General features: G+C 71.9%; 14 protein-coding genes. 5 read left to right on the forward strand and 9 right to left on the reverse strand.

Going from position 1 to position 23,346, the window contains the following annotated elements:
* Window positions 1-60 precede the first annotated feature (60 nt).
* The 5 genes from KSE_RS44320 to KSE_RS46300 all read right to left on the reverse strand — a co-directional run bounded on the left by KSE_RS44320 (window position 61) and on the right by KSE_RS46300 (window position 4,770).
* Entirely contained in the window at window positions 61-315 is a 255-nt protein-coding gene (locus tag KSE_RS44320) for a hypothetical protein (RefSeq protein ID WP_014134441.1), read from the reverse strand.
* 695 nt (window positions 316-1,010) lie between these two features.
* The gene (locus tag KSE_RS06290; protein ID WP_014134444.1) at window positions 1,011-1,973 is read right to left on the reverse strand and encodes a terpene synthase family protein; all 963 of its coding nucleotides are present in this window, start codon (window positions 1,971-1,973) and stop codon (window positions 1,011-1,013) included.
* A gap of 382 nt (window positions 1,974-2,355) precedes the next feature.
* On the reverse strand, window positions 2,356-2,886 hold the full coding sequence (locus tag KSE_RS06295; RefSeq protein WP_014134445.1) for an EF-hand domain-containing protein: 531 nt from the start codon (window positions 2,884-2,886) through the stop codon (window positions 2,356-2,358).
* A gap of 166 nt (window positions 2,887-3,052) precedes the next feature.
* On the reverse strand, window positions 3,053-3,784 hold the full coding sequence (locus KSE_RS06300; RefSeq protein WP_202523549.1) for a methyltransferase domain-containing protein: 732 nt from the start codon (window positions 3,782-3,784) through the stop codon (window positions 3,053-3,055).
* Window positions 3,673-4,770, reverse strand: coding sequence for an alpha-hydroxy-acid oxidizing protein (locus tag KSE_RS46300; protein ID WP_231873128.1), 1,098 nt, complete (start codon window positions 4,768-4,770; stop codon window positions 3,673-3,675). Before KSE_RS46300 ends, KSE_RS06300 begins: the two co-directional genes overlap by 112 nt.
* A gap of 206 nt (window positions 4,771-4,976) precedes the next feature.
* On the opposite strand from KSE_RS46300, the gene KSE_RS06305 reads away from it, so the two are divergent.
* The gene (locus tag KSE_RS06305) at window positions 4,977-6,743 is read left to right on the forward strand and encodes an FUSC family protein (protein ID WP_014134447.1); all 1,767 of its coding nucleotides are present in this window, start codon (window positions 4,977-4,979) and stop codon (window positions 6,741-6,743) included.
* A gap of 274 nt (window positions 6,744-7,017) precedes the next feature.
* On the opposite strand, the gene KSE_RS39735 is transcribed toward KSE_RS06305, so the two are convergent.
* Window positions 7,018-8,325 (reverse strand): CHAP domain-containing protein, encoded by a 1,308-nt coding sequence (locus tag KSE_RS39735; RefSeq protein WP_014134448.1) that lies wholly within the window; start codon window positions 8,323-8,325, stop codon window positions 7,018-7,020.
* A gap of 372 nt (window positions 8,326-8,697) precedes the next feature.
* Here KSE_RS39735 and KSE_RS41985 point away from each other — a divergent pair, with 372 nt between their 5' ends.
* Complete coding sequence (locus tag KSE_RS41985; protein ID WP_148283069.1) at window positions 8,698-9,777, forward strand: hypothetical protein; 1,080 nt, start codon at window positions 8,698-8,700, stop codon at window positions 9,775-9,777.
* On the opposite strand, the gene KSE_RS06320 is transcribed toward KSE_RS41985, so the two are convergent.
* Window positions 9,771-11,021: a PucR family transcriptional regulator gene (locus tag KSE_RS06320; RefSeq protein WP_051055114.1), complete on the reverse strand. Its 1,251-nt coding sequence runs from the start codon at window positions 11,019-11,021 to the stop codon at window positions 9,771-9,773. The genes KSE_RS41985 and KSE_RS06320 overlap by 7 nt on opposite strands.
* Window positions 11,022-11,207: 186 nt before the next feature.
* Between KSE_RS06320 and KSE_RS06325 the strand changes: the two genes are divergently transcribed.
* The 3 genes from KSE_RS06325 to KSE_RS06335 all read left to right on the forward strand — a co-directional run bounded on the left by KSE_RS06325 (window position 11,208) and on the right by KSE_RS06335 (window position 15,234).
* Window positions 11,208-11,888: an AMP-binding protein gene (locus KSE_RS06325; RefSeq protein ID WP_014134451.1), complete on the forward strand. Its 681-nt coding sequence runs from the start codon at window positions 11,208-11,210 to the stop codon at window positions 11,886-11,888.
* A gap of 192 nt (window positions 11,889-12,080) precedes the next feature.
* The gene (locus tag KSE_RS06330; RefSeq protein ID WP_014134452.1) at window positions 12,081-14,375 is read left to right on the forward strand and encodes an FdhF/YdeP family oxidoreductase; all 2,295 of its coding nucleotides are present in this window, start codon (window positions 12,081-12,083) and stop codon (window positions 14,373-14,375) included.
* Window positions 14,376-14,577: 202 nt separating this feature from the next.
* Window positions 14,578-15,234 carry a tyrosine-type recombinase/integrase gene (locus KSE_RS06335; protein ID WP_081539334.1) on the forward strand — a complete coding sequence of 219 codons (657 nt, stop codon included), beginning with the start codon at window positions 14,578-14,580 and terminating at the stop codon, window positions 15,232-15,234.
* A gap of 202 nt (window positions 15,235-15,436) precedes the next feature.
* Here the strand turns inward: KSE_RS06335 and KSE_RS39740 are convergent, their stop codons facing one another.
* Complete coding sequence (locus tag KSE_RS39740) at window positions 15,437-15,955, reverse strand: Imm1 family immunity protein (protein WP_231873129.1); 519 nt, start codon at window positions 15,953-15,955, stop codon at window positions 15,437-15,439.
* 2 nt (window positions 15,956-15,957) lie between these two features.
* Window positions 15,958-23,280: a DddA-like double-stranded DNA deaminase toxin gene (locus tag KSE_RS45670; protein WP_148283070.1), complete on the reverse strand. Its 7,323-nt coding sequence runs from the start codon at window positions 23,278-23,280 to the stop codon at window positions 15,958-15,960.
* Window positions 23,281-23,346 lie beyond the last annotated feature (66 nt).

Below are 23,346 nucleotides of genomic sequence, written 5' to 3' on the forward strand. Positions count from 1 at the left end.
TTAGGGATCATGAATGGCCGCTGAGGGAACGTCGTATGTATCTCGGACCGCGTTTGAGATCTACTGGGATGTCAGCCAGGCGGTGTACCAGTCGTAGAAGTCCGGTCCTGGGGCCAGGCCACCCCAGGACTGGTCGTCGAGCCAGACCTGTCCGGCGTTTGGGCCTGTGACGACGAGGCGGGAGAAGGTGCCGCAGCCGATCTCGCCGATGACCAGGGTGCCCGCGATCGAGTAGTCGGCGTCTCCCCCCTGCCCGGCCCCGGCCAGTCCGTGGTGTGGGGGAACAGTGTGGCGAGGAAGCCGGCTCGCAGGCACTCGGCCCGAAGGTCGTGCAGGGCCTCGTCGTCATCCACTTCCCCTGTCAGGCTCAGCAGTCCGTAATGAGGTCCCGCTCCGCCGTCGGCGACCGTGCCCAGGAAGTCCCGGTAGGAGGCGGGAAGGGTGACGCCGTGCAGGTGCTCGAAGGAGCGGATCGCCTCCTCCGGCAAGGGCGGTTGAAGCCGGTAGCCGTGGCGCGAGGCACCGAAGCGGCGACGCTCAGGGTCCTCCAGGGCCATCGCGGCGACACGAGAGCGCACCGAGGAGGACCGCGAGGAGGTCGGACTGCCCGCCGAGGAGAGCACCGAAACGGACCGCAGCACTTCGTAGCCGGCCCTGTCAACGATCTCCGATGCTTGCCCCCGCTGGGTCCTTGGGCGCCCCCATCACGGCAGCCCGCCACATCGCAGGCTTCGTCCTCCGGTCCGCCCGGCGAGCCAGTGGGGACTACGAGCTAGCGATCTCTTGCCGGAGCTGGTGGGGTTGAAGCCGGTCCCGACATTGAGCTTCTGTTCGCGGAGCCACATGCGGTCCTGTCGGCGCGCGGTGAACCACGCCCAGGACACGACCCGTACGAGACCGACAGCGGCCCCGACGGCCACGGACAGTACGTTCTCCACGGTCAGCTCCCCCCGACGTACAGCGACGCCAGGCTACCGGGCCGTCGGAGACACCACACCCGATGACCGCGGTCAGGTCCGGACGGCGGTGTCGTCGGCGTCCTCGGCGATGAAGGCGTCCGCGTACCGCAGGGTGTCGTTCTCGACCCAGTCCTGGTAGCCGCGCATCCAGTGCCGCAGGCCGTCGACGAAGCCGCGCAGCGGGCGGGAGGCGTGCGGCTCCAGGGTGAGGGCGAGGCTCTGGAAGGAGGCGATCTCGCCGCGGACGCGCAGCGCGACCAGGTCGACGGCCTGCTGGAGGCTCAGGCCGCGGTGGGCGTAGATGGCGGCCATGTTCCAGTACTGGCCGGGCTGGTTGAGTTCCATTTTCAGGCTCTGCACGTCGTTGCTCCAGCAGACCACGTTGTTGGCGTGCAGGACGAGCCGCTGGACCGGCGGGCTGTGGTACTCGGCGGGCGTGACGGGGCCGTGCTTGGCGGCGTCGGCGAGGGCCAGGCACGGGTTGGTGCCGCTGGTGTGCCGGCGGATCGTCTCGTACGGGGCGACGTCGACGGTGTCGGCCCCCAGGTGGTTGGCGATCTGCAGGCCGGCGGTGGCGGCCCACATCCGCATGCCGTGCGCGAAGCGCTGGAAGTGCTCGTCGGACAGGTACGCGCGCAGCCTGGTGCAGACGTCCAGCCAGGCGTGCTCGCCGAACACCGGCTCGGCGCCCGGGCGGTGGTGGTCCAGGACGTCGATCATCGCGGTCAGGTTGGGGATGGTGCGCTCGGAGAGGGTGTCGACCCGGTCCACGAACAGGTCGTCCACGATGAAGAACCAGATGAAGTAGTCGGCGCACAGTTGCAGCAGCACGTCGTCGGCGTCCGGGTAGCAGCGCGCCGCCAGCCACCCGTACCTGGTCCGCTCCAACCGGGACCGGTACGCGGCCGTCGGCACCAGGCCGTGGCGCTCCGCGAACGCCAGCGCGCCCTGCTCCGCCTGCCGCGCGTGCGGGTGGCAGGCCGACGGCCACGGGAAGTCGAAGCGGGGGATCACCAGATCCGGCCCGCCGGCGGGCCGCCCGGGTCCGGGTCCGGTGGGACGCTCCGGCTGCGGCGCGGGCCGGTGCAGCAGTCGGGCGGCCGAGGTGCCCAGGCCGCTCGGCCCGGGCAGCGACCGGGGCGCAGCGAAACGGCTGCCGGGCCCGGGCGGCGGGGTGGTCGTGTCGGTAGGCTGTGGGTTCGTCACTTGCGGTGCCTCGTAGGAGGAGTACGTGCGCCGGCCGATCACCGGCCGGCCCTGGTCGGACCGTTCTGCCTGGTTCTTCGCGTCCTGGCGGTCCGGCCCGCGGCCGACGCCGTGCGCCGCTGGGCCCGGGGCTGCCGGGCGGGTGGTGTGGCGGTGTGGTGGCTGGACCGCCCGCCCGGCAGTCGGCGGTTCAGGCCGGGATCGCGACCAGGTGGTCGCCGGGGATGCCGGCCAGGCCGGGGGTGTAGTAGTCGCGGATGCCGTCGGCCCAGGAGGTGACGGTGATCCGGTCGGCGGCGTCCGGCCCGAAGGCGTCGAACAGCGAGTGGATGTTGGGCACCTCGAATCCCCAGCCGGTCATCAGGGCGAGGAAGCGGTCCCGCTCGATCAGGCCGTCGCCGTCCGGGTCGCCGAGTGCGGCGAGCGCGTCGGCGAAGCGGTCGGCGGCCCGGCCGAAGAGTGCGGGGTCGAGGACGAACGCCTCGAACTCCTTCGGGCTGATCACGCCGTCGCCGTTCTCGTCGAGCCCCTTCAGCAGGACCTCCCACCAGTTGCGCAGGCTGTCGGCGAACGCCTCCCGGGCCTCCGGCCGCGAACCCTCGGCGGCACCCAGCACCCGGTCGGCCTTCAGCGTGAAGTCCTCGGCGTCGAGCACTCCGTTCCCGTTGGCGTCGAACAGCCGGAAAATCAGCGCGGCGCGCTTGATTGCCTCGTCCTGCATTTTTTCACCTTTTCCCAGGAAAGACCGGCGGAGTGGTTCCCGCCGGTCGCACGGAAAATTCTCCGGCAGTCGGAACCGGAATTTTGCGCATGAACGATTCTTCACCCGGCGGGGTGAAATAATGTGATGGAAGAACAGGATGGGCCGGGCCCATGGGGCGGCGCGGTCAGGGCAGGACCGGCGTCCGGCCCCAGCAGGTCGCCATGGCGAAGAACACCTCCCGGGCCGAGGGGTCGTTCAGGTGCTTGACCGCCTCGTCGTAGGCGGCCTCGGGCAGCCCCGCCCCGAGGAGGCGGCCCCTGCTCTGGTCCAGGGTCAGCGCGAGGAAGCGGCTGAAGGCGTCGTGCAGGCCCACGACCGGCAGGTGGGTGTGCAGGCCGATGTCCCGCAGCCCGAGTTCGGTCAGCGCTCGGGGGTACTGGGCGACGCAGTGCCGGTCGCTGCCGATCGTCTCGGCGAGCATCCGCCAGTAGGCGGTGATCGTCCGCCGGTACGCCTCGTGGGGGGAGGTCTCGCCGCCGGCCGCGAGCGCGTCGGAGAGCACCAGCAGCCCGCCGGGTTTCACCCAGGAGGCCAGGCGGCGCAGCACCTCGTCGCGGTCCCGCAGGTGCATCAGGACGAACCGGGCGTGCACGAGGTCGTACCGGCCCGGGTGGAAGGCGGGGTCGGTGATGTCCGCCTCGACGACCCGCACGCCCTCGGCCGCGAGAGGGGTGAGGAAGCGGGTGTCGCGGTCGACGGCCGTGACCTGATCCGGCGACGCGGCGACGGAGGCGAGCCAGGCGCTCAGCGAGCCGGAGCCCGCGCCCACGTCCAGGGCGGTCCACCGGGCGTCGAGCCCCAGGGCGAGCAGGTTCTCGGCGCTGACCGGGTCGAACGTGCCGGCCAGGCACTCCAGCCGTTCGTTCTCGTCGCGGTGGGAGGCGGCGAAGAGCCTGTCCCCGTAGCGCTCGGTTTCGAATGTCGTGGTGATGGCGGTTCTCTCCTTCGGGAGCGGTGTCCCGTGTCGTGGGCGGGGTGGTTCCCGTCCGCCCCTCGCCCGGGCCCGACTGGTCGGTCGGTCGGTCGACGGAAGGAATTCCGCCCCCTCTCCCCGGGCAGAAAAATTTCCGGGCCGCGTTCGATTGCCGCACGGTCCCGGAACGCAGGAAACCTACAACCGGAATCCGAAGGAGCAGCAGGAACGATACGCCTTTCACCCGAACGGGATTCGGGTCGGCCAGGCGCTCGAAGCCGTTCGCATTCCGAGCCCTCGTACGGCGGCGGGATCAGGCTCGGACGCGGGCGGCCTCGACGACGCCGGGCGGGCAGTCCGGTGCGGCCGGGCCCGCCTCGGCCGGGTCGCCGACGGGGGTGGCGGCCAGGCCGGCGAGTTCGCGAGAGCGCGGTCGGCGAGGTAGCCGCCCAGACCCTGGCCGTGGGCGCGGGTGAAGGGGGAGAAGCCGTGGCCGAGTTCGCGGGGCGCCGACCGGCGACGTGGCAGTCGCCCCGCGGCACGACGGCGGTGCGGTCGGCCCGCCGAGCACCTCCCAGCAGGGAGCGGGCCGGTTTCTCGTCGCCGGGCCAGGCGGACTGGAACCAGCGCCGCCCGGCGGGGGCCGCCCGCGCGACGTCCTCGAGCGGGGTGGAGGCGGCGGAGTACGGCCGAGGACCGTGGCCGAGGGGTCGGCTGCCCGGCCGTCGCGCAGGGTCCGGTGGGTCAGCCCCCAGCGTGCGGACACCGCCTCGTCGGCCGCGACGGTCCGCTCCCGGCCAGCCCAGCCGGCGACGTGGGCGGACGCCTCGCGGGACATCATCTTCCGTGCGGCGTCGGCCAGTTCCTCGGGTGCGAACGGGAAGGGGGCCGCCGCTCGGCAGCGGGCCCGGCCGGACTACCCGGCCCACCCCCGAGGACGATCAACGATCCCGCCCAGCGGGGGACACGGCCCCGGAACCGGGTGCACCCGAAAGTCGCCCGCCCACGGACGGCTCCGCCGCGGGAGCCGCCGCGGACCCCGCCGGCCTGTGCGTTTCGGCCCGTGGGGGCGCAGGGCGGTTGGGGGCGGGACGGCTCCGGCTGGTATACAGCGGGGGTGTCCCGTTCCCGCTCCTTGCCGCAGCCTCCCGTCCCCGACCGGTCGGGCCGGGTAGGCCGGTCGGGCCGGGTGCGGGAGGCGCTGCGGGTGCTGTCGCCGAGGGGGGCGCTGGTGCTGGGCCGGGTGGACGGGGCGCTGTGGTTCGCGGTCCGGGCGGCGCTGGCGATGGCGCTGCCGGCGCTGCCGCTGGTCGCGGCGGGCGAGCCGCGGCTCGCGGTGTACGCGATGCTCGGGGCGTTCACCACGACGTTCGGGCGCAACCTGCCCTACCGGCGGCGGGCCCGGGTGCTGGCCGTGGTCGCGCTGGCGATGACGTGCGCGGTGGCCTGCGGTTCGGCCCTCGCGGTCGCGGCCCGGCCCTCGGAGGGCGGGCTCGGCGCGGTGGCGGTGGTGGCGGCGACCGCGCTGGTCGCCGGGGCGGCGAAGTTCTGCTGCGACACCGCCCGGTTGGGCGGGCTGGGCGCGGTGCTGCTGCTGTTCGCGTTCGCCGTGGCGGCGAACGGCGCCACCACGGCGGCGCAGGTCGGGCCGCAGGCGGCGGCCGCGGCGGTGGGCGCGGCCTCGGCCTGGCTGTGGGCGCTGTCGGGCCGGCTGTGGCACCCGGACCGGCCGCAGCGGCTGGTGACGGCGGCGGCGCTGCGGGCGGTGGCGGACCTGCTGGAGAGCGCGGACGGCGCGGCCCGCTCCCGGGCGCGGTACCGGGCGACGGCCGCGGTGCTGCAGGCGTACGCCTCGCTCGGGGCCGGGCCGCCGACCGGGCCGTCCGACGGGGCCCGCGGCGGGGCGTGCCTGCGGCTGGCCGACGTGTGCTGGTCGCTGCTGGTGCGCTCCGCGTACCGCGCGCCCGCCGGCGCTCCGGGGCAGGCCCGGCGGCTGCGTTCGCAGGCCGGGCTGCTGGCCGACGGCCGCCACCGCTCGCCCGTGCTGGTGGGCGCCCTCCCGGTACCCGGCCGGCCGGGTACCGGAGGTTCCCGGGCGCCGCGCCCCGGCGGCGTCCCGGCCTCCGGCTTCGACGCGGCGCTGCGCCGGATCGCCGAGTTGCGCTCCGGCGCCGACCGGGCCTCCCGGCGGGCCGCGGTCTTCGCGGTGCCGGCGCTGCGGATGACCCTCGGCACGGGTACGGCCGGCACGCTGGCGGTGCTCCTCGGGCTCGGCCACGGCTACTGGGCGGCGATCTCGGCGGCGGCGGTCCTGCACTCGGTCAGCGTCCGCACCACGGTGCAGCGGGCGGTGCAGCGGACCGTGGGCACCCTGGCGGGCCTGCTGATCGCCCTGGCCGTGCTGGGCGCCGGGCCCGGCCCGATGGCGCTCGCCCTGGTGATCGTGGTGCTGGAGTTCGCGCTCGAGTACCTGGTGGTCCGCAACTACGCGCTCGGCGTGGTCTTCGTGACCCCCCTGGCGCTGCTGATGAGCGACCTGGTCGCGCCCACCGGCACGCTGGGCCTGCTGCGCGACCGGGCCCTGGGCAGCGTGCTGGGCATCGGCGTCGGCCTGCTGTGCGCGCTCCTGGTGGTCCACGACCGGGCCGCGGTCCGGGTCGAACGGGCCCTGGCGGCCTGCGCGGCCGCGGCGGCGGACGCCGAACGGGCGGCGGCCCCGGCCACTGGCGGCGCGCTGCCCGGGGCGCAGGCGCAGGCGCGTCTGGCGGCCGCGGTCGTCGAACTGCACGAGGCCGCGGACGCCGCGGCGGGCGAACTGTGGGAGTCGGGCATCGACCCGGTCCGGCTCGCCGCCGCGGAACAGCACGCCTACCTGCTGCTGCAACGCCTCTCCCCCGGCTGACGGCCACCGGGCCCGCCTACGCCGGGAGCCTCGGCGGTCGGCTGCGGGATGGTGCGGTGGTCCCACGGAGGCACGACGATCGGAGGATGTCCGGGGAAGACGGGCTGTCGATCCGTCCGCGCCCGGACGCCACCAGAGACCTGCGACCTGTCCCGGACCGGTTGCTGAAGCCGTGCGCACAGTCTCGTAGGTGCGCTCGTGGGCACACCGAAACTGTCGTGGTGCTGCCGCCCGTCGTCCGACGGGCGGCAGCACCACGGTTCGGGACGGTCCGTCAGCTGACGCTGTCGGGTTGGGCGGAGAGCAGGATCTGGGTCCAGCCGGTGGCATCGACGGGGTCGTCGGCGTAGCCGTCGAGGTCGGCACCTGTGCCGTCGGTGGGGTTCGCGTCGAGGTAGTGGTAGAGGGCGCCGCCGGTGTGGCCGTACAGGACGCCGCCGCCGGGGGACAGCAGGTGGGTCATCGCGCCCCAGGTGGTGGCGCGCAGTTGGTAGCGACTCCAGTCACCGGCGCCGCGGATGCGGTAGCTGAGGAGTTCGCCGTCGGTGGTGGTGCCGGCGATCCAGCCGGGCGCGGTGGAGGTCAACGTGTTGAGGGTGAAGCCGGTGCCGATGGTCGTGTTGGCGGTGATGGCGGCAGCGGTGGGCTTGGTGGCGGTGAGGGTGTAGCGGTGCAGGACGCCGTCGGCGATGCCGTACAGGTAGGCGGAGCCGTCGTAGGCGAGGAGGTCGTGGGTCCAGCCGCCGCCGAGGTCGACGGGGGCCTGGAAGCCGAGGGAGGTGTTGTTGGTGATGATGTCGACGCGGTAGAGCCGGCCGGTGTCGGAGGTGACGAGCAGGGTGTTGAAGTCGAGGGTGGCCATGGCCTTCGGGGTGAAGCCGAGCGCGGCGCCGGACACGACGGTCCTGATGCGGTCGCCGGTGGCGGCGTCGATGGCGGTGTAGGTCAGGCGGCCGTCGGCGAGGACGCCGTAGACGGACGCGGTGCCGCTCACGGTGCCGCTGCCGGCGTTGGGGGGCGCGACGTAGCCGGAGATGTGCAAGGCGTCCTGGCCGCCGATGGCGGTGGCGGGGTCGATGTGGGAGCGGCGGGTCACCTTCTGGCTGTAGTTGCCCTCGATGGTGGTGATCGTGCCGTCGGAGTTCACCGATTCGACGATGCCCACGTGGCCGCCGGAGACGTCGGCGGGCGTGCCGTAGACGACGATGTCCCCGGGCTGCGGGTTGCCGCCGCCGTTGGAGCGGTACTTGAACAGGCCGTGGTCCACGCCCCACTTGCCCACTCCCCGGGCGACGTTGGTGTCGGGGACGGGCGAGACGCCTGCCTGGCCCCACACCCACCTGGCGAACGCAGCGCACCAGCCGAGGTTGCTGCAGTCGATGCCGTACTTGTCGCAGCCGGACGGTTCGGACACGCCGACCTCCGCCTGTGCGACGGCGACGATGCCGGGCCGGGTGGCGGCGGACGCGGCCGGCGCGGGGCCGAAGACCGCGAGGCCGGTGAGCGTCAGCACGACGGCCAACAGCGCGAGGACCCTTCGGGCGAAGCAGCCCGCGCCGGTGCCGGGTGAGTTCGTGGTCATGGGATTCGGGTTCCTTGTCTTGGAAAGGTGGTTCGGGACGGGGAAAAGGACGGCCGGAAAGGTTGGCGGCGGTCGGACCGGGTGAAGGCGTAGGGGTCGGTGACCTGCCTGACGCACCGACGGTGTGACCGGCCGTCACATCCGTTGTGGGCGTCGTCGGTGGCCGGTGGTGCCGCCTCGGGCAGGGCGAAGGAGCCCGGGGCGGGCATCGGGTGAGGAACTGTCGGCGAGCGCCGATGCCGCAAGGTTCTCACCGCGGCGAGGGGCATCGGTAGGCTTCCGCCGTCCGTCTCCGCTCCACACGCTCCACACGGCGCCCGTGCCGCGTGTGGAGCGTGTGGGGCAGTTCAGGGCTTGCCGAGAAGGAGGAAGATGGCCGGCCGCAGGGGCGAAGGTCGCAAAATCCCGTCACCGGTTCCGGACGACGTCCGGGACTGGACCGAAGCACTGCGGGGACTGAAGGACCTCAATCCCCGCTCCATCGCCGCGCACAGGGACAGGACCCGCCCGGACGTTCCGGGGGCTTCCAGCACCTGGGGCCGCATCCTCAACGGGACGACGCTGCCGTCGAAGGACCAGCTCGACGTTCTCGTCAGCTACCTGGGCTCCGTCCCCCGGCTCGCCTCCCAGCACCCTCCCGAGAAGCGCGAACACCTGAAAGCCGCCTGGCGGAAGGCTTCTGACTGCCTGTCGCGCGCGAGTCGCGCCGAGTCCTCGCGGCCGGCGCCCGAGGCACCGGCTCCGGAAGGGCCCGGGACGGCTCAACAGCCCCCTCCCGGCAGCGGGAGGAACCGCGGCCGGGAGGCCGTCGCGGATTTCCACGCCCCTTGGTGGGGAGTCAGGGCGGTCGTCAAAGGCCCTGCCTGGATGATCCTCGCCACCGTCGTCGTCGTGGCCGTCACCGTTGCCGCCGTGCTGCTACTCGGAACGGACAGGAACGGCCCCGGAAACACCCGCCCCGGCCAGGAGTCCGCGGACGGGCTGTCGCACGGCGGCGCCCCTCCTCCCGCTCCGGCCGGTTCCCCCACCGCGGGAGGGCCCTCCCGCGGTCCCGGCCCGGAGCCTGCCGTCGCGCCGGGTCCCACCGGTGAACAGTGCCGGGGGCCGGTACAGGGCTACACGCCCCACACCATGGTCGACGTCTGCTACCGGCGGGCGGGCGACGACGTCTACATGATCGCCTACATCCAGGCGGACCGGCCCGCGTCCGTCGATCTCTACCTGTGGCTCAAGGACGGAACCGGCAGCACCGTCCTGTACCCGGCGGACAAGGCCGTGGCCTGGACCGGCCTGGCGGTGCGCTCGACCCAGGTACGCGAGGAGACCCGGATCGCCGTGCGTCTGACCAAGGGCGCCCAGTACTTCGTCTGTTTCCAGGACTTTCCCGCCGGAAGCCCGGCCCCGAAGATCAGGAACAGCACCACCGGCCGACAGGTCGGCTTCACCTACTGACCGTCGGCCCAGGAGCTCCCGGGGAGGGCCTGGTGGTCGTGCAGGAGGGTGGGGAAGGCGCCGAGGGCGTCGAGGGCGACGGCGAGTTCGCCGACGACGAGGGGGTCCTCGAGGGAGCCGCGCAGGTGTTCCTCCAGGCGGCGCAGGCGGTAGCGGACGGTGTTGGGGTGGCAGTACAGCGCGGCGGCGGCGTCGGTGGCGGAGCCGTGGGCGCCCAGCCAGGCCCGGGCGGTGGCGAGCAGGGTGGTGCGGTCGTTGTCGGGCAGGCACAGCAGGCCGCCCAGGACGCGGTTGACGGCGCGCCGGGTGCTGTCGAGGTTGGCCAGGACCAGGTCGGTGAGCGGGGTGTCGTCGAGTTGGCGCAGGCCGGCCCGGCCGGGCGGCAGGGAGTCCAGGGCGACCTGGGCGTAGCGCAGGCAGCGGCGGGTGTGGTCGAGGGAGCGGTAGAGCGGGCTGAGTCCGACCCGGCCGGTCGCGGTGGCCCGCAGGGCGTCGAGGACGGGGGCCTCCTGCGCGTGGGCGGGCAGGGACAGGATGCCGATCTCGCAGCCCGACCGGGCGCGCCAGGCGGTGCCGGTGTCGAGGGCGTGCAGGCGGTGCTGGAGTCCGGGCAGTGGCGGCTCGCCGGGGCTGGTGGTCTCGGCGACGGCGACGAGGAACCGGCCCTGCGGGGGGAAGCCCAGCAGGCGGGCGGTCTCCCACACCTCCTCGCCGTCGGTGCCTGGCCCGTCGAGCAGGGCGGCGACGAGGGCGGAGCGCCGCCGGTCGGCCTCCACCATCCGTTCGGCGGCGGCTTCCCGGTAGGAGTCGGTGAGCGCGGTCGAGTAGGCGTCGGCCAGGACCCAGATCCGGGAGGCGGCGGCCAGCAGGGCCTGGGTGGCGTCCTCGCCGAAGGTGCGGGACTCGGCGAGGAGTTGCTCCCAGAAGAACGCGAAGCCGAGCCGGTAGACCCGCAGCACGTCCGCGAGCGGCGCGCCCTGCAGGGCGCGGGTGCGGCCCGTCGCGGTGGGGGCCGACACGTCGTAGGGGGCCGCGCCGCGGTCCGCGAGGTGGGTGAGGAGGAAGACGGCGCTTCCGCGCAGTCCGGTGCAGAGCGCCTCCCGGCTGACCGTGGGGCCCCGGTAGAAGGGGATCTCCCGGACGGTCAGGTCGGCCATCGCCGCGACGATGTCCTCCAGCCGTGCTTCGAGGGCCTGTACCACCCCGGTGAGCGGGGACTGTGTTGTCGTCGTTGCGCCGTGCACGGCCCGAGCCTAGGCCACCGGGGCCGGCCGGCCGGGTGGAACGGGGAGGGCCGCCGGTCCGGCGGCGGGCCGTTGTCCGCGGGGACAGCGAACACTGTCCGCGCCGCCATGGGCCCGCGGCCCCGGACCGGGCGAGGATCGACACCTGCGGAGGACACCGCCGCGAAGGACAAGGACACGGGAGCCATGGGGAACCTCGCCACCAACCTCCAGGACACCGCCGGGCAGTACCCGCTGCGCCCGGCGCTGCGGTCGGACGGCGAACTGCTGTCCTACGCCGACCTGGACGAGTTCTCCGGCCGGGTGGCCGGCGGGCTGCGCGCCCACGGCGTCCGGGCGGGCGACCGGGTGGCGCTGGCGCTCGCGCCGGGCACCGCGCTGCCCGTCCTGCTCTACGGGGTGCTGCGGCTGGGCGCGGTGGCGGTCCTGCTGCCCGGCGGGCGGGCCGGCACCGGGGCGCACGGGGCCGAGGTGCTCTTCGCCACGGGCCGCGGGGAAGGTCAGGAGGAGGACGGGGACGTGGCGGTGCGGATCGCCGTCGGCCCGGACTTCCTGGACCAGCTGGCGTTCTGGCCGCTGCGCGCGGAGGTCGTCTACCGCGCCGACGACGACCCCGCCGTCCTGCACCACGCCACCGGACCGGGCGCGCCAGTGGCGCACGACCACGGCACGCTGCGCGCCCGGGCCTACGCCGACGCCACCGCCGGAGCCGGGATCGAACCGGGCGACGTGGTGCGCGGCTGCTGCCCGCCCGAGGCCGCCGCGGGCGGGCCGTGCGGCCTGCACGCCACCGTCCTGGCGGGGGCGTGCCTGGTCCTGGACGGGCCCACCGCCCGGCCGTGCCCGTGCTCCGCCCGGGAACGCTGACCGCCCGGTACGTCCTGCGGCCCTCCGGAAGGCGCGCCGCCCGGACAGGCGGTTTCCTGGAGGGGGACCGGAAACCGGGGGAACCCACGAGCGGACGCCGTACCGTGGCGTCCACCCTGTTCGACTGCTGTCCGACTGCGGAAGGTGAGTGCCGTGAACGCTGCCGACAACCCGGGGACCGGGCCCGACGGAGTGGAGCCGGGCGTCGGCGCGCCGCCCTCGGGGCCGCCGTCGTTCGCCCCCTACCACCACCCGGCGGCCGGCTGGGGCGCGGCGAAGAGCGTCACGAAGTTCCTGGCCCGGGAGGGCGAATGGGTGGACGGGCCGCGCGCGATCCTGAAGATGAACCACGAGAACGGGGGCTTCGACTGCCCCGGGTGCGCCTGGCCGGACGACATCAAGGGCCTCAAGCTCGACCTGTGCGAGAACGGCATCAAGCACGTCACCTGGGAGATGACCCGCAAGCGCGTCGACCGCGCCTTCTTCGCGGCCCACACCGTCACCGAACTGGAGCGGTGGAGCGACTTCGCGCTGGAGGACCAGGGCCGACTCACCGAGCCGATGGCCTACGACCCCGGCACCGACCACTACGTCCCGATCTCCTGGAAGGACGCCTTCGAACTGGTCGGACAGGCCCTGCGGGAACTGGACGACCCGAACCAGGGCGCGTTCTACACCTCCGGCCGGCTCGGCAACGAGGCCACGTTCCTCTACCAGTTGATGGCCCGTGAGCTGGGCACCAACAACCTGCCCGACTGCTCGAACATGTGCCACGAGGCCAGCGGCCGCGCCATGCAGGCCGCCCTGGGCACCGGCAAGGGCACCGTCGACCTCAAGGACTGGGAGAGCGCCGACGCCCTGTTCATCCTCGGCGTCAACGCCGCCTCCAACGCCCCGCGGATGCTCACCGCCCTCGCCGAGGCGCACAAGCGCGGCGCGCAGATCGTCCACGTCAACCCGCTGGTCGAGGCCGCCGCCCGCCGCACGATCATCCCGCACGACTTCGTCGACATGGCGCTCAACAAGGCGACCGCGACCAGCACCCTGAACGTCCAGCCGCGGATCGGCGGCGACATGGCCCTGCTGCGCGGCATGGCCAAGGCGGTCCTGGAGCAGTCGGCGCACGACCCGAAGGCGCTGGACGAACTGTTCATCGAGCGGCACACCACCGGATTCGCCGAGTACCGGGACCTGGTGGAGAAGACCCCGTGGGAGGAGATCGAGCGGCAGAGCGGGGTCGACCGCGAGCAGATCCTGCGCGCCGCCCGGGTGTACCGGGACGCCGACCGCAGCATCATCAGCTGGTGCCTGGGCGTCACCCAGCACGAGCACGGCGTGGACACCGTCCGCGAGATCGTCAACCTCCTGCTGCTGCGCGGCAACCTGGGCCGCGAGGGCGCGGGGCCGTCGCCGGTGCGCGGGCACTCCAACGTCCAGGGCAACCGCACCTGCGGCATCGACCACCGCCCCGCCCCCGAGTTCCTCGACCGGCTCGCCGAGGTCTGCGGGATCGACCCGCCGCGCGCGCACGGCAAGGACACCGTCGCCACCATCGAGGCGATGAACCGCGGCGAGGTCAAGGTGTTCGTCGGCATGGGCGGCAACTTCGCCCTCGCCGCCCCCGACACCGCCTACACCTACGCGGGCCTGCGCACCTGCGAACTGACCGTGCACGTCTCCACCAAGCTGAACCGCAGCCACCTGGTGCACGGCCGCCGCGCCCTGATCCTGCCCTGCCTGGGCCGCACCGAGAAGGACGCGCAGCGCGGCGGCGAGCAGCAGACCTCGGTCGAGGACTCGATGAGCATGGTCCACCTCTCCAAGGGCATGAAGCGCCCCGCCTCCCCGCACCTGCTCTCCGAACCGGCGATCATCGCCGGCCTGGCCGCCGCCGCGCTGCCGGACAGCGCCACCCCCTGGCAGTGGTACGTCGAGGACTACGACCGCATCCGCGACACCATGGCGAAGGTCCTGGACGGCTTCGAGGACTTCAACCGCCGGGTGCGCCTGCCGCTGGGCTTCCGGATCAAGCAGCCCGCCCGCGAACTCGTCTTCCTCACCCCCTCCGGCAAGGCCGAGTTCTCCGCCGCCCCGCTGCCCGACGTCGTCCCCGCCCCCGGCACCCTGGCCCTGGGCACGATGCGCTCCCACGACCAGTGGAACACCACCATCTACTCCGACGACGACCGCTACCGGGGCGTCAAGAACCTGCGCACCCTGGTCTTCATGAACCCCGACGACATGCGCGAACGCGGCGTCGCCCGGTTCGACCCGGTCGACATCACCGCCACCGCCCGCGACGGCTCCACCCGCTCCCTCAACGGCTACCTCGCCGTCCCCTACGACATCCCGCGCGGCTGCGCGGCCGGCTACATGCCGGAGATGAACGTGCTGTGCGCGATCGGCGACTACTCCACCCAGAGCGACCAGCCGATCATGAAGCACCTCAAGGTCACCGTCGAACCCGCCCGGCAGCCCGGCCACTGACCGTCACCCGCCGCACGGGAGGAGCAGCAGAAATTCCGCGCCGGCCCGGGCCGGCGGTTCGGGCCGCTCCGCAGGCGTCCGCAGGCCGGCCCGGGGCGGTGGTGCGGCCGGACGAGCGGCTGTCGTGGGGGCGGACGGTCGGGCTCGGGGCGCAGCACGTGGTGGCGATGTTCGGGGCGACGTTCGTGGCCCCGGCAGAAGCATGATGAGACCGAAGCCCGAGAGTAACTCGCCGCCTTGGGAAAACCTGGGCACCGCACCACGCACCCTCATCCACCAAGGCAGCCCCCGCACACGCGGGGAGAACGACCTCGACCTTGACGCCGGGGCCGCCAACATCCGCCGCACGCTCCAGCGCCCCCACAGCGGCGGCTTCACCACCCGGCCGACCAAGACCATCCACTCGGAACGCCGCCTCACCCTCCAGTCCGCCTGCCTCGCCTCACTCCACGCGCACCGTGACCGGCAAGCCCGCGAGAAGCAACAAGCCGGCGCAGAGTGGGCGGACAACGGCCTCGTCTTCACCCGCCCGGACGGCTACCCCATCGAACCCGCCACCCTCACCTGCAACTTCAACGCACACCCCCGCCGCGCCCACCTCCAGGCGATCCGGTTGCACAACCTGAGGCACTCGACCGCAACCCTCCTCCTGGAACAGGGCGTCGAACTCGTCGTCACCATGGAGCTGTTGGGTCACGCCCACATCGGCGTCACAGCGACGGTGTACGCCCACGTCCACCTCCGCCTCCAGCGCGACGCCATCGACCTCCTCGGCCGCACCCTCCACAAGCCCTCGGAGGCCACCAGTCAGACCGACGGCGACGGCGACCCACCGCTTTGTGCAGCACCCGTCCGCTGACGTTGCCGTCAACTACTGCCGTCAGACACACCAGAGGCCCCACCGGAAACACAACCGGCGGGGCCTCTTGGCGCCTTCAGGGGAAGCCATTAACGTCTCGTGCGCGCTAATTCGATGCAGACAACTCTAGCAAATTTCAGGCGCTGCCGAGACTTTCACTTTCACCCGGTGGAGGTATTCTATATCGAGCACAAAAGGGTGACTACGAGTCGTAATCGACTCGCTGCCCATTCGTTTCCCCACAAACCCATTGAATACTCTCGGGGCGATCGCCTGTACCAGTTCGACAGAATTCCTCCAAAGCCCCGCGCACTTGCGAAACAGGCAGAGTACTCCCAGGGGCATAGAAGAGCGGAAATCCAGGATCAGACACGACGCGCGGATCAAAAGCTGGCGGCGCCGGGTTGTCGGACACCCAGACATAGTCTGAAATCCCATTCGCTTCAACGGCGCGCTCTTCCCCGACAAACCAAGTAAGTCCGCCGTAACCCGTCGAGGAGTTCACCGAGACGTACAGATAGTTATCTGGCCACCAAGTGCGAGTGTCTGCAGTGTGGCGCCCATCAGCAAACATGAAGCATGCCTGCTCGCCAGGGCTGATCCATGGCGATCCAGCATCTTCAGGCTTGAGGTTTTCGATGACCTCAGTGATCAGCTCCGACATCTCCGACCATGTTTCGGCATAGTAATACCTACCGTGAATCACGGCGTTAAGGATCACGGTTAACCCACTCCCCGCAATACGATGGGACTTCCTGACCCTGGATACCATACCGTCATGGTCGAGCCGCGAGGGAGGATAGCGGGCACCGCCGCCTGGCAGCCTAGGGGCAGCCCACATACATAGTTTTGATTGATGACCACACTGGCGTCGGTCACTCCATTTTCTCGCATCCACACTGCATATTGCGCCTCAACGTGGTCAGCCGACGCATATCTCGCCTTAGCGGGCAGATTTCGAATATTAGGGGAGTCGGCAAGATAACTCTGCGCCCTATCTGCCAGACTGCCGCCGCCGCTCGTGATCTCAGGCCCGATCGGATTCCCGCTCGCATCAAATATTTGTCCCGTGGTGATGCGCCTGCCCGAGAGAGAATTAGCAGCGTCACTAACGAATCCCGGCTCACCACATCCCGGGCCGGTGTTATGCACTAGGACCGGCGTATTTCCAGCGAGCACATAGTACGTGTGGAGGTCTGCGACGGTGAGGTTGCGCGCGGTCCGGGGTTGTGTGGTGTAGCTGTAGACGGTGTTGACGGTCAGTTCGGTGCCGTCGGGGGTGCGGACGTGGTCGCCGGGCTTGAGGTCGCCGGCATCGGTCCAGCGGCTGGTGGTGGCGTTCCAGTAGGGGTGGTGGGTGGTGGAGGTGATCTCGCTGGGCGGGGCGCGGGGGTCTGCGTCGTTGGTGAGGGTGAGGTCGGTGAATTCCGTGTCGTCGTGGCCGATGATCGTGTCGGTGACGGGTTCTGCCTGGGTGGTGCCTGTCTGCGGGTCGGTGGCGGTTACCTGGTCGCCCTGGGCGATCTGTTCGATGGGCTTGGTGGTGCCGTCGGCGAGGAGGACGGTGACGCCGGCCGGGAAACTGTTGCAAGGTCCGGTGGCGGCGCGGCCTGCTGCCTCGAGTCCTTCCTCGGCTTCCATGCCCAGGAGTTTGCGGACCGCCGGCTTGGCGAGGGAGCTTGCGCCCTCGCTCGCTGCGCTGACAGCCGCCCCGGTGATTTCACCAACGACCATGTCGTTGGTGATGCCGTCGACGGAGTGGTCGGCATCTGGGGTGAGGATATTGGTGGTCAGTGCCCCTGCCTCGCCGGCCACAGCCCCGCAGGCCGCAGCACCGGCGATGACGGTGATTCCTCCCGTTGCAGGTGCGGCGAATCCAGCTCCGATGAAGCATGTGCTGAAGACCGCTCCCTCTACCAGCGCTCCGAGGATGGCGCCGCCGTTCTTCTTGGTCCAGTCCCAGGCCTGGCCCCAGATGCCCTTCTCTTTCTTGGTCTGGGATGACCCGTTGCCGTTGCTCTGCGTGGTGGCCTGGACGACGGCGGCGAAGACGGCGTCACCGACGCGCTTGTCCTCCCAGAAACCGGGGCCGCTGGTCTGCTCGACGCACGACATGGTGACGCAGAAGGCGGCGGGGCGGGCGACGTAGGTGTCGCCGTCGGCCAGGGCGTTGGTGATGAGTCCGCTGGGGTCGGAGCTGTTGACGGGGTCGTTGTCGCTGTAGGCGTAGCCGTTCCACTGCTGGGGGTTGCCGGCGTCGAGGAGTGGGTCGGGGTTGAGGAAGCGGCCGGTGGTGGGTTGGTATTCGCGGGCGCCGAGGTTGGTGAGTCCGGTGGTGTCGTCCTTGGTGCCGCCGACGAAGCCCTTGTCGCCGGCCCAGGTGTTGGGGGCGGGCTGGGTGCCGCGGGGGTTGCCGAAGGGGTCGGTGGGGCGGCGGGTGGTGGTCTGGGCGGCGTCGACGTTGATCTGGACGTTGGCGGTGCCGTGGGGGTCGGAGGCCTGGTAGGCGAGGGCGCTTGCGCCGGTGGGTCCGGTGGTGCGGGCGATGCTGATGCCGCCGGGGGCGCTGTAGTAGCGGGTGTCGGTGAGGGAGTTGGCGGCGGTGTCGAGGGTGACCTCGTCGCTGCCGAGGTTGAGGGTGGTCTTGCCGGGGTTGCGGCGGATGAGCTGGTTGCCGTCGGCGTCGTAGAGGTAGCTGGTGGCCTGGGCCTGGCCGGTCTTGGTGACGGAGGCGAGCTTGTCCTCGCCGTTCCAGGCGAGGGTGGTGGTTCCGGACGTCTCGGTGACCGCGGTGGTGTTGCCGAGCTGGTCGTACTGGTAGCTGGTGACCTGGGTCCCGGTGGGTCCGGTGGTGCTGCTGGTGAGCAGGGCGTGCGGGCCGCCGGTGCCGCCGCCGGTGTTGGGGGCGCCGGTGGCGGTGTTGACCGATCCGGCGGGGCCGAAGGTCTGGGTGGTGGTGGTGTCCTTGGTGGTGTTGCCGGTGGTGTCGTGCTGGACGAGGGTGGTGCGGTTGCCGGTGCTGTCGTAGCCGTAGCTCTGCCAGTACGGGGAGGGGCCGCCGACGGAGAGCTTGGCGGGGCTGCCGGTGCTGGCGGGGCCGTTGGCGTTGGCGCAGGCGCCGAGTGCGGGGACGGACTGGGAGGAGCCGCTGTTGTGGACGGTGCCGGAGGTGTCGGTCCAGGTGCCGCTGGTGGTGCTGGTGGAGCCCGCGGTGTCGGTCCAGGCCTGGGTGAGGCGCCCGAGGTGGTCGTAGGTGAAGCACTGGGCGTCGGTGGCGGTGCCGTTCTGGACGTCGGTGACCGAGGTGACGTCGCCGGCCTGGTTGTAGGTGTAGTCGGTCTTGTCGAGCTGGGTGGAGACGACCTGGGTTCCGGCGTCGCCGGTGGTCGTGCGGACCGGGCGGCCGAAGGCGTCGTACTGCACGTCGTAGACGTAGTAGGTGTCGCTGTAGGACTTCTGCAGGACGCCGGAGATGTTGTAGGTGTACATGACGCTCTCGGCGGGCGCCGCGCCGATGGCCGGCAGGTCGGTCTGCTTGAGCGTGCCGAGGACCGGGTTGTACGTCAGGCCGGTGGTGTAGGTACCGGCGAGCTTGCCTTCGCTGGCGGGGATCGTCACCGAGGTGCCGGTGGGCCGGTAGCCGGCGTCGTAGCCGGTGACGGCCTGGGTGTAGGCCGAGCCGCCGGCGCCCCCGACGTAGCGGGTGGAGGAGGTGGGCTTGCCCTTTCCGCCCGGCAGGGTGTCGTACGTCCAGCCGGCGAGCTGGTTGGCCGGGGCGATGCTGCCCTGGTAGAGGCCGGTCTTGCGGCCGATCAGGTCGTAGCTGACGACGAGGGTGTTGCCCTTGCCGTCGGTGGTGGAGACGGCGCGCGAGTTGACGTCGTAGGCGGTGGTGGTGGTGCCGGTGTCGGGGTCGGTGACGGTGGTCTGGCGGCCGCGCAGGTCGTAGCCGTAGCTCCAGGTGTTCCCGGCGGCGTCCTTGCGGGTGGCGGGCCGGTTGGCGGCGTCGTAGGTGTAGGTGGTGACGGTCGCGTCGGCCGGGTTGCCGGTGGGGGTGGCGGTGCGGTACTGCCACAGGGCGCTGACCTGGTTGCGGCCGTCGGTGAAGGTGCTGGTCGGGTATTTGCCGTTGGGCGGGGTGACGTCGGTGCGGTCGGCGCCGGGGTAGGCGGTGGTGGTGGCCCACTGCTGCTGTCCGTAGGAGACGAACGCGGAGCGGGTGGTCCGGCCGATGCCGTCGAAGGTGACCCAGGTCTGGGCGGGCACCTGGGAGTCCTGCGGCAGGTAGACGGTGCTGTTGGGCGCGGTGGTCTTCTCGTAGTACGGGCTGGCGGTCTTGACGGGCCAGCCGTGCGAGTCGTAGACGGTGTCGGTGATCAGCCGCCCGGAGTAGGTGTCGCTGGTGCGCTGGACCTGGCGCAGGCGGCCGAGGCCGTCGTACAGCTCGTTCTTGTACGCGTAGCCGCCGGCTTCCTTGAGCCACTGGGAGGTGACGACGGAGGGGCCGGTGGTGCCGTTGACCGCGTAGGAGAACTTCTGGCTGGGGGTGAGGTTGGTCGCGCGCTCCGGTGACCAGGCGGCGGTCAGGCGGCCGAGGCCGTCGTACTGCTGGGTGGTGGCGCGGCCGTTGGCGTCGGTGGAGACCAGAGCTTCGGCGCGGCCCGGGTCCTGGGTGAGGGTGGTGGTCCAGCCGGTGGGCGTGGTCTGGGTGACGGTGGTGGCGATGGCGCCGGTGGCCGGGGTGTAGGCGGTGCGGGTGGTGGCGGGGGTGAGGTTGGGCGCGGTGAGCTGGTTGCCCGCGGCGTCGTAGGTGGCGCCGTTGGCCTCGCTGACGCTGGTAAGCCGGCCGTAGGCGTCGAAGGTGGAGGCGGCGGTGTGGACGTAGACGGGGTTGCCGCCGGTGTCGTAGTGGTCCAGGGTCAGGGCGCTGGTGGACTCGGCGAGGTCGCCGGCCTGGCCGTAGGGCTTGCCGTCGTAGAGGGTGCGGGCGGAGGAGACGGTGTTGGCCGAGGTCACGGGGGTGCCGCAGGCGCCCTTGGTGACCGTCCGCTCGGCGAGGATGTTCAGCATCATCGGGTTGGTGCCGGTGGCGTAGCCGTTGGTGCTGCACAGTTCGGCGCCGGGGGTGCCGTCGCCCTTGTCGTCGCTGCTGAGGGGGCGGTTGGCGTGCGCGGGGTCGCTGGTGCTGACGGTGGTGTTGGTGCGCCAGGTCCCGTCGGAGAGCTTGGACTTGGAGGTGGTGGTGACCTGGGAGGCGGGGTAGCGGGCGACCAGGGCCGGCATGCCGCCGCTCTGGGCGTGGGTGGCGGTGACCTGCTGGCCGCCGGCGACGGAGCCGTTGGCGGAGATGACGGTGCCGCCGGCCTGGTCGTAGGTCTGGGTGGCGAAGCTGGAGCCGGCCAGCCACGGGCTGTCGGTGAGGGCCGGGCCGCCGAGCGGGTTGGCGACCTGGACGCTGCGGGTGGAGCCGTCGGCCTTGACGTCGCCGTCCATGCCGCGCAGGTAGGTCGCGGTCTGCTGGGTCCTGGGGGCCTCGCCCGGGTAGGCGCTGCCGGTGGTGCTGGTGACGGACTGGTAGCCGCGGAAGCCGTCCCAGGTGCGGGTCTTGGCGTCGGTGAACTCGGCGTCGTTGCGGTGCCAGGCGGCGTCGCCGTTGTAGGTGTAGTTGGTGGCCTTGATCAGGGTGGTGCCGCTGATCGCGTCCTGTTCGGTGACGGCGCTGATCAGGTACTTGTTGAACCAGTCGTCGACCGGGTCCGGGGAGCTGGATCCGGGCAGGTACCACTTGACGGGGGCGCAGGCGAGGGTGTTGCCGTCCGCCGCGGCGGGCATGGTGCCGGCCAGGCGCGAGCAGGCGGGGTGCGCGGCGTCGGAGGAGGTGGTGTAGACGACGTTGATCTGGCCGCCGGTCTCCGTGGTGACCTGCTGGAGGCGGGGCCGGTTGAACGGGGTGACGGTGACCTTGGTGCCGTCCTTGAGGGTGAGGTCCCCGTCCACCCGGTTCGGCTTCATCACCGCCGTGAAGGTGACGGGCGGCATGGTGACCGCGGTCTGCCCGTTGGTGCCGGTGCGCTGGATCGAGTCGAGCCACAGCGACTTGGCGTTGCCGTCGCCCGGGTCCTTGAAGGAATGGGTGAGCGTCCAGGTGTCGACGGTGCGGTAGGCGCCGGAGACCAGGACCTGGGTGGTGAGGGAGGCGAGGCGCTTGGTGGTGAAGAACGTCGGGCCGGCCCGGGTGCAGGTGCCGGTGGAGGCGCAGACCTGGTCGAGCGGGGTGTCCGGCCAGTACGAGGCGTTCGCGGTCGTGCGCTGTGCCTCGGTGCAGGTGATCGAGCCGGACGGGACGCAGCGTTCCGCGGCGGTGAAGGTGATGAGGGCAGCGGCCTTGGCCGCGCCCTTGGCGGTGACCTGCTCGCTCAGGCGCTGGCCGTAGGCGATCTGGGTGAGGTAGCCGGCGCGGGTGTAGTCGGTCAGGGTGCCGCTGCCGCTGTTCTGGCCGGCGCCTCGGCTGTAGTAGTTGGTCTCCTGGGCGTAGGTGTAGGTGATCAGGTTGCCGTGGACGTCGACGGCGTAGTCGAGGTTCCAGCGCCAGCCCATCGTGCACCAGGAGCCGGTGGCGGTGGAGGAGTTGTAGCAGGGGTCGCCGCTCTTGGGCGAGTACACCGGTTCCTTGAAGGCGGAGTTGCTCGCCGGGTCGGTGCCGTCGCCGCCGGGCAGGTGGTTGCGGCCGAAGTAGAACTGCGTGCCGTCGGTCGTGGTGATCCGCCAGTGCTCGCCGTTCTGCAGGCCGTTGGGCGCGCCGGTGAGCTGTTCGATCTTCGTGCCGTCGTCGCTCTGCAGGTGCCAGACGCCGGTGGTGTCGTCGCGCACCAGGGTGCCGGAGTGGCCGGCCAGCGAGAGGGTGGCGTTCTGCCCGCCCCAGCACATGTCCGAGGAGTTCGCGATGCCGGCCGTGTTGCAGGACTTGTAGCCGCGCTCGATGAACCCGGCCTCGTAGCCCCAGCCCTCGCCGAGCCAGGAGGACTGGGAGTTCTGCGCGGAGGTCTTCCCGTCGACGGCGGACGAGTCGTACCCGAGGCCCACGGAGGGGGCGGTCCCGCCGAGCGAGGGAGGCGTCTGGATCGGGTACGAGTAGGTGAAGTTGCCGACGTTGGAGCCGGCGCCCCAGGCCGCGGAGGGCGACAGCGAGGTCGCCGAGAAGCTGCCGCCCGAGCCGGACGCGCCGGCGGTCGCGGCGAGCACCGTGGGCGCGGCCTTGGCGGGCGCCGCCGTGGTGAGGCCGGCCTGGACGACGCCGGAGGCGGTGCCCGAGCCGAGGGAGCTCTTGGTGGGCGGGGCGGTGCCCTCGGTGGCGGCGGGCAGAATGACCTCGGCCGTCAGCAGTCCGGAGCGCAGGTCGACGGAGCTCTGCACGGGGGTCTGCTGCTGGCACTCGGGCCTGTCGGGCGTCTCCAGGGCGCAGGCGGGCAGGGCGACGAGTCGCGCGCGGTCCGCCCAGGTCTGGGCGCCGATGCCCTTCAGGTCGAGGGACACCTTCGTGGTCCGACCGGAGGGCGGGGTGTCCGGCTCGGTGTCGGTGAGTGCGATCAGCGGGCTGTCGAGGTGTGCGGCACGGCTCTTGGCCTGGTCCACGAGCTCGACGCGGATCCGGTGGGCGCCGCTCTTGGCGTCCTTCGCCGCGCCGATGACGACGGGGAGGGAGCCCGCGCGGAGGGCCGCGCCGTCGGAGGCGGGGGCGGCGCCGCCGGTGGCCTTGCGGGCGGCGGCGGCCTCCGCGGAGTCGAAGCCGAGGGTGACGTCCGCGCTGCCCGGAGCGGGCACGGATGCCGGTCCGCCGGGTGTCCAGTCGGCCGGTTCCGGCTCCAGGGGGCCGGGCAGGCGGCCCGGGACGAGGTTCTCGCCGTCGACGGACTTGGTCTGGCTGCCCAGCGGGGTGTTGGGCGGCGTCCAGATGGTGTCGCGTGCCCGCTTCGCGGCCAGTGCCTCGGCGGACGGCACCGCCGCCATGGACATCATGACCGCGAGCGCGGCCGCTGTCCCCAGCACGCGGTGCCGGCCCCACAGCCATCGTCCCAACGGCGTGCGCGTACGCCAAGCCCCCACAGCCCACTC

This window comes from Kitasatospora setae KM-6054 (assembly GCF_000269985.1).
Classification (GTDB): Bacteria; Actinomycetota; Actinomycetes; order Streptomycetales; family Streptomycetaceae; genus Kitasatospora; species Kitasatospora setae.

Coding starts and splice junctions, on each gene's coding strand:
- KSE_RS06295 (WP_014134445.1), bottom strand. CDS start 2,886: ATGCAGGACGAGGCAATCAAGCGCGCCGCGCTGATTTTCCGGCTGTTC.
- KSE_RS39735 (WP_014134448.1), bottom strand. CDS start 8,325: ATGACCACGAACTCACCCGGCACCGGCGCGGGCTGCTTCGCCCGAAGG.
- KSE_RS41985 (WP_148283069.1), top strand. CDS start 8,698: ATGGCCGGCCGCAGGGGCGAAGGTCGCAAAATCCCGTCACCGGTTCCG.
- KSE_RS06325 (WP_014134451.1), top strand. CDS start 11,208: ATGGGGAACCTCGCCACCAACCTCCAGGACACCGCCGGGCAGTACCCG.
- KSE_RS06335 (WP_081539334.1), top strand. CDS start 14,578: ATGATGAGACCGAAGCCCGAGAGTAACTCGCCGCCTTGGGAAAACCTG.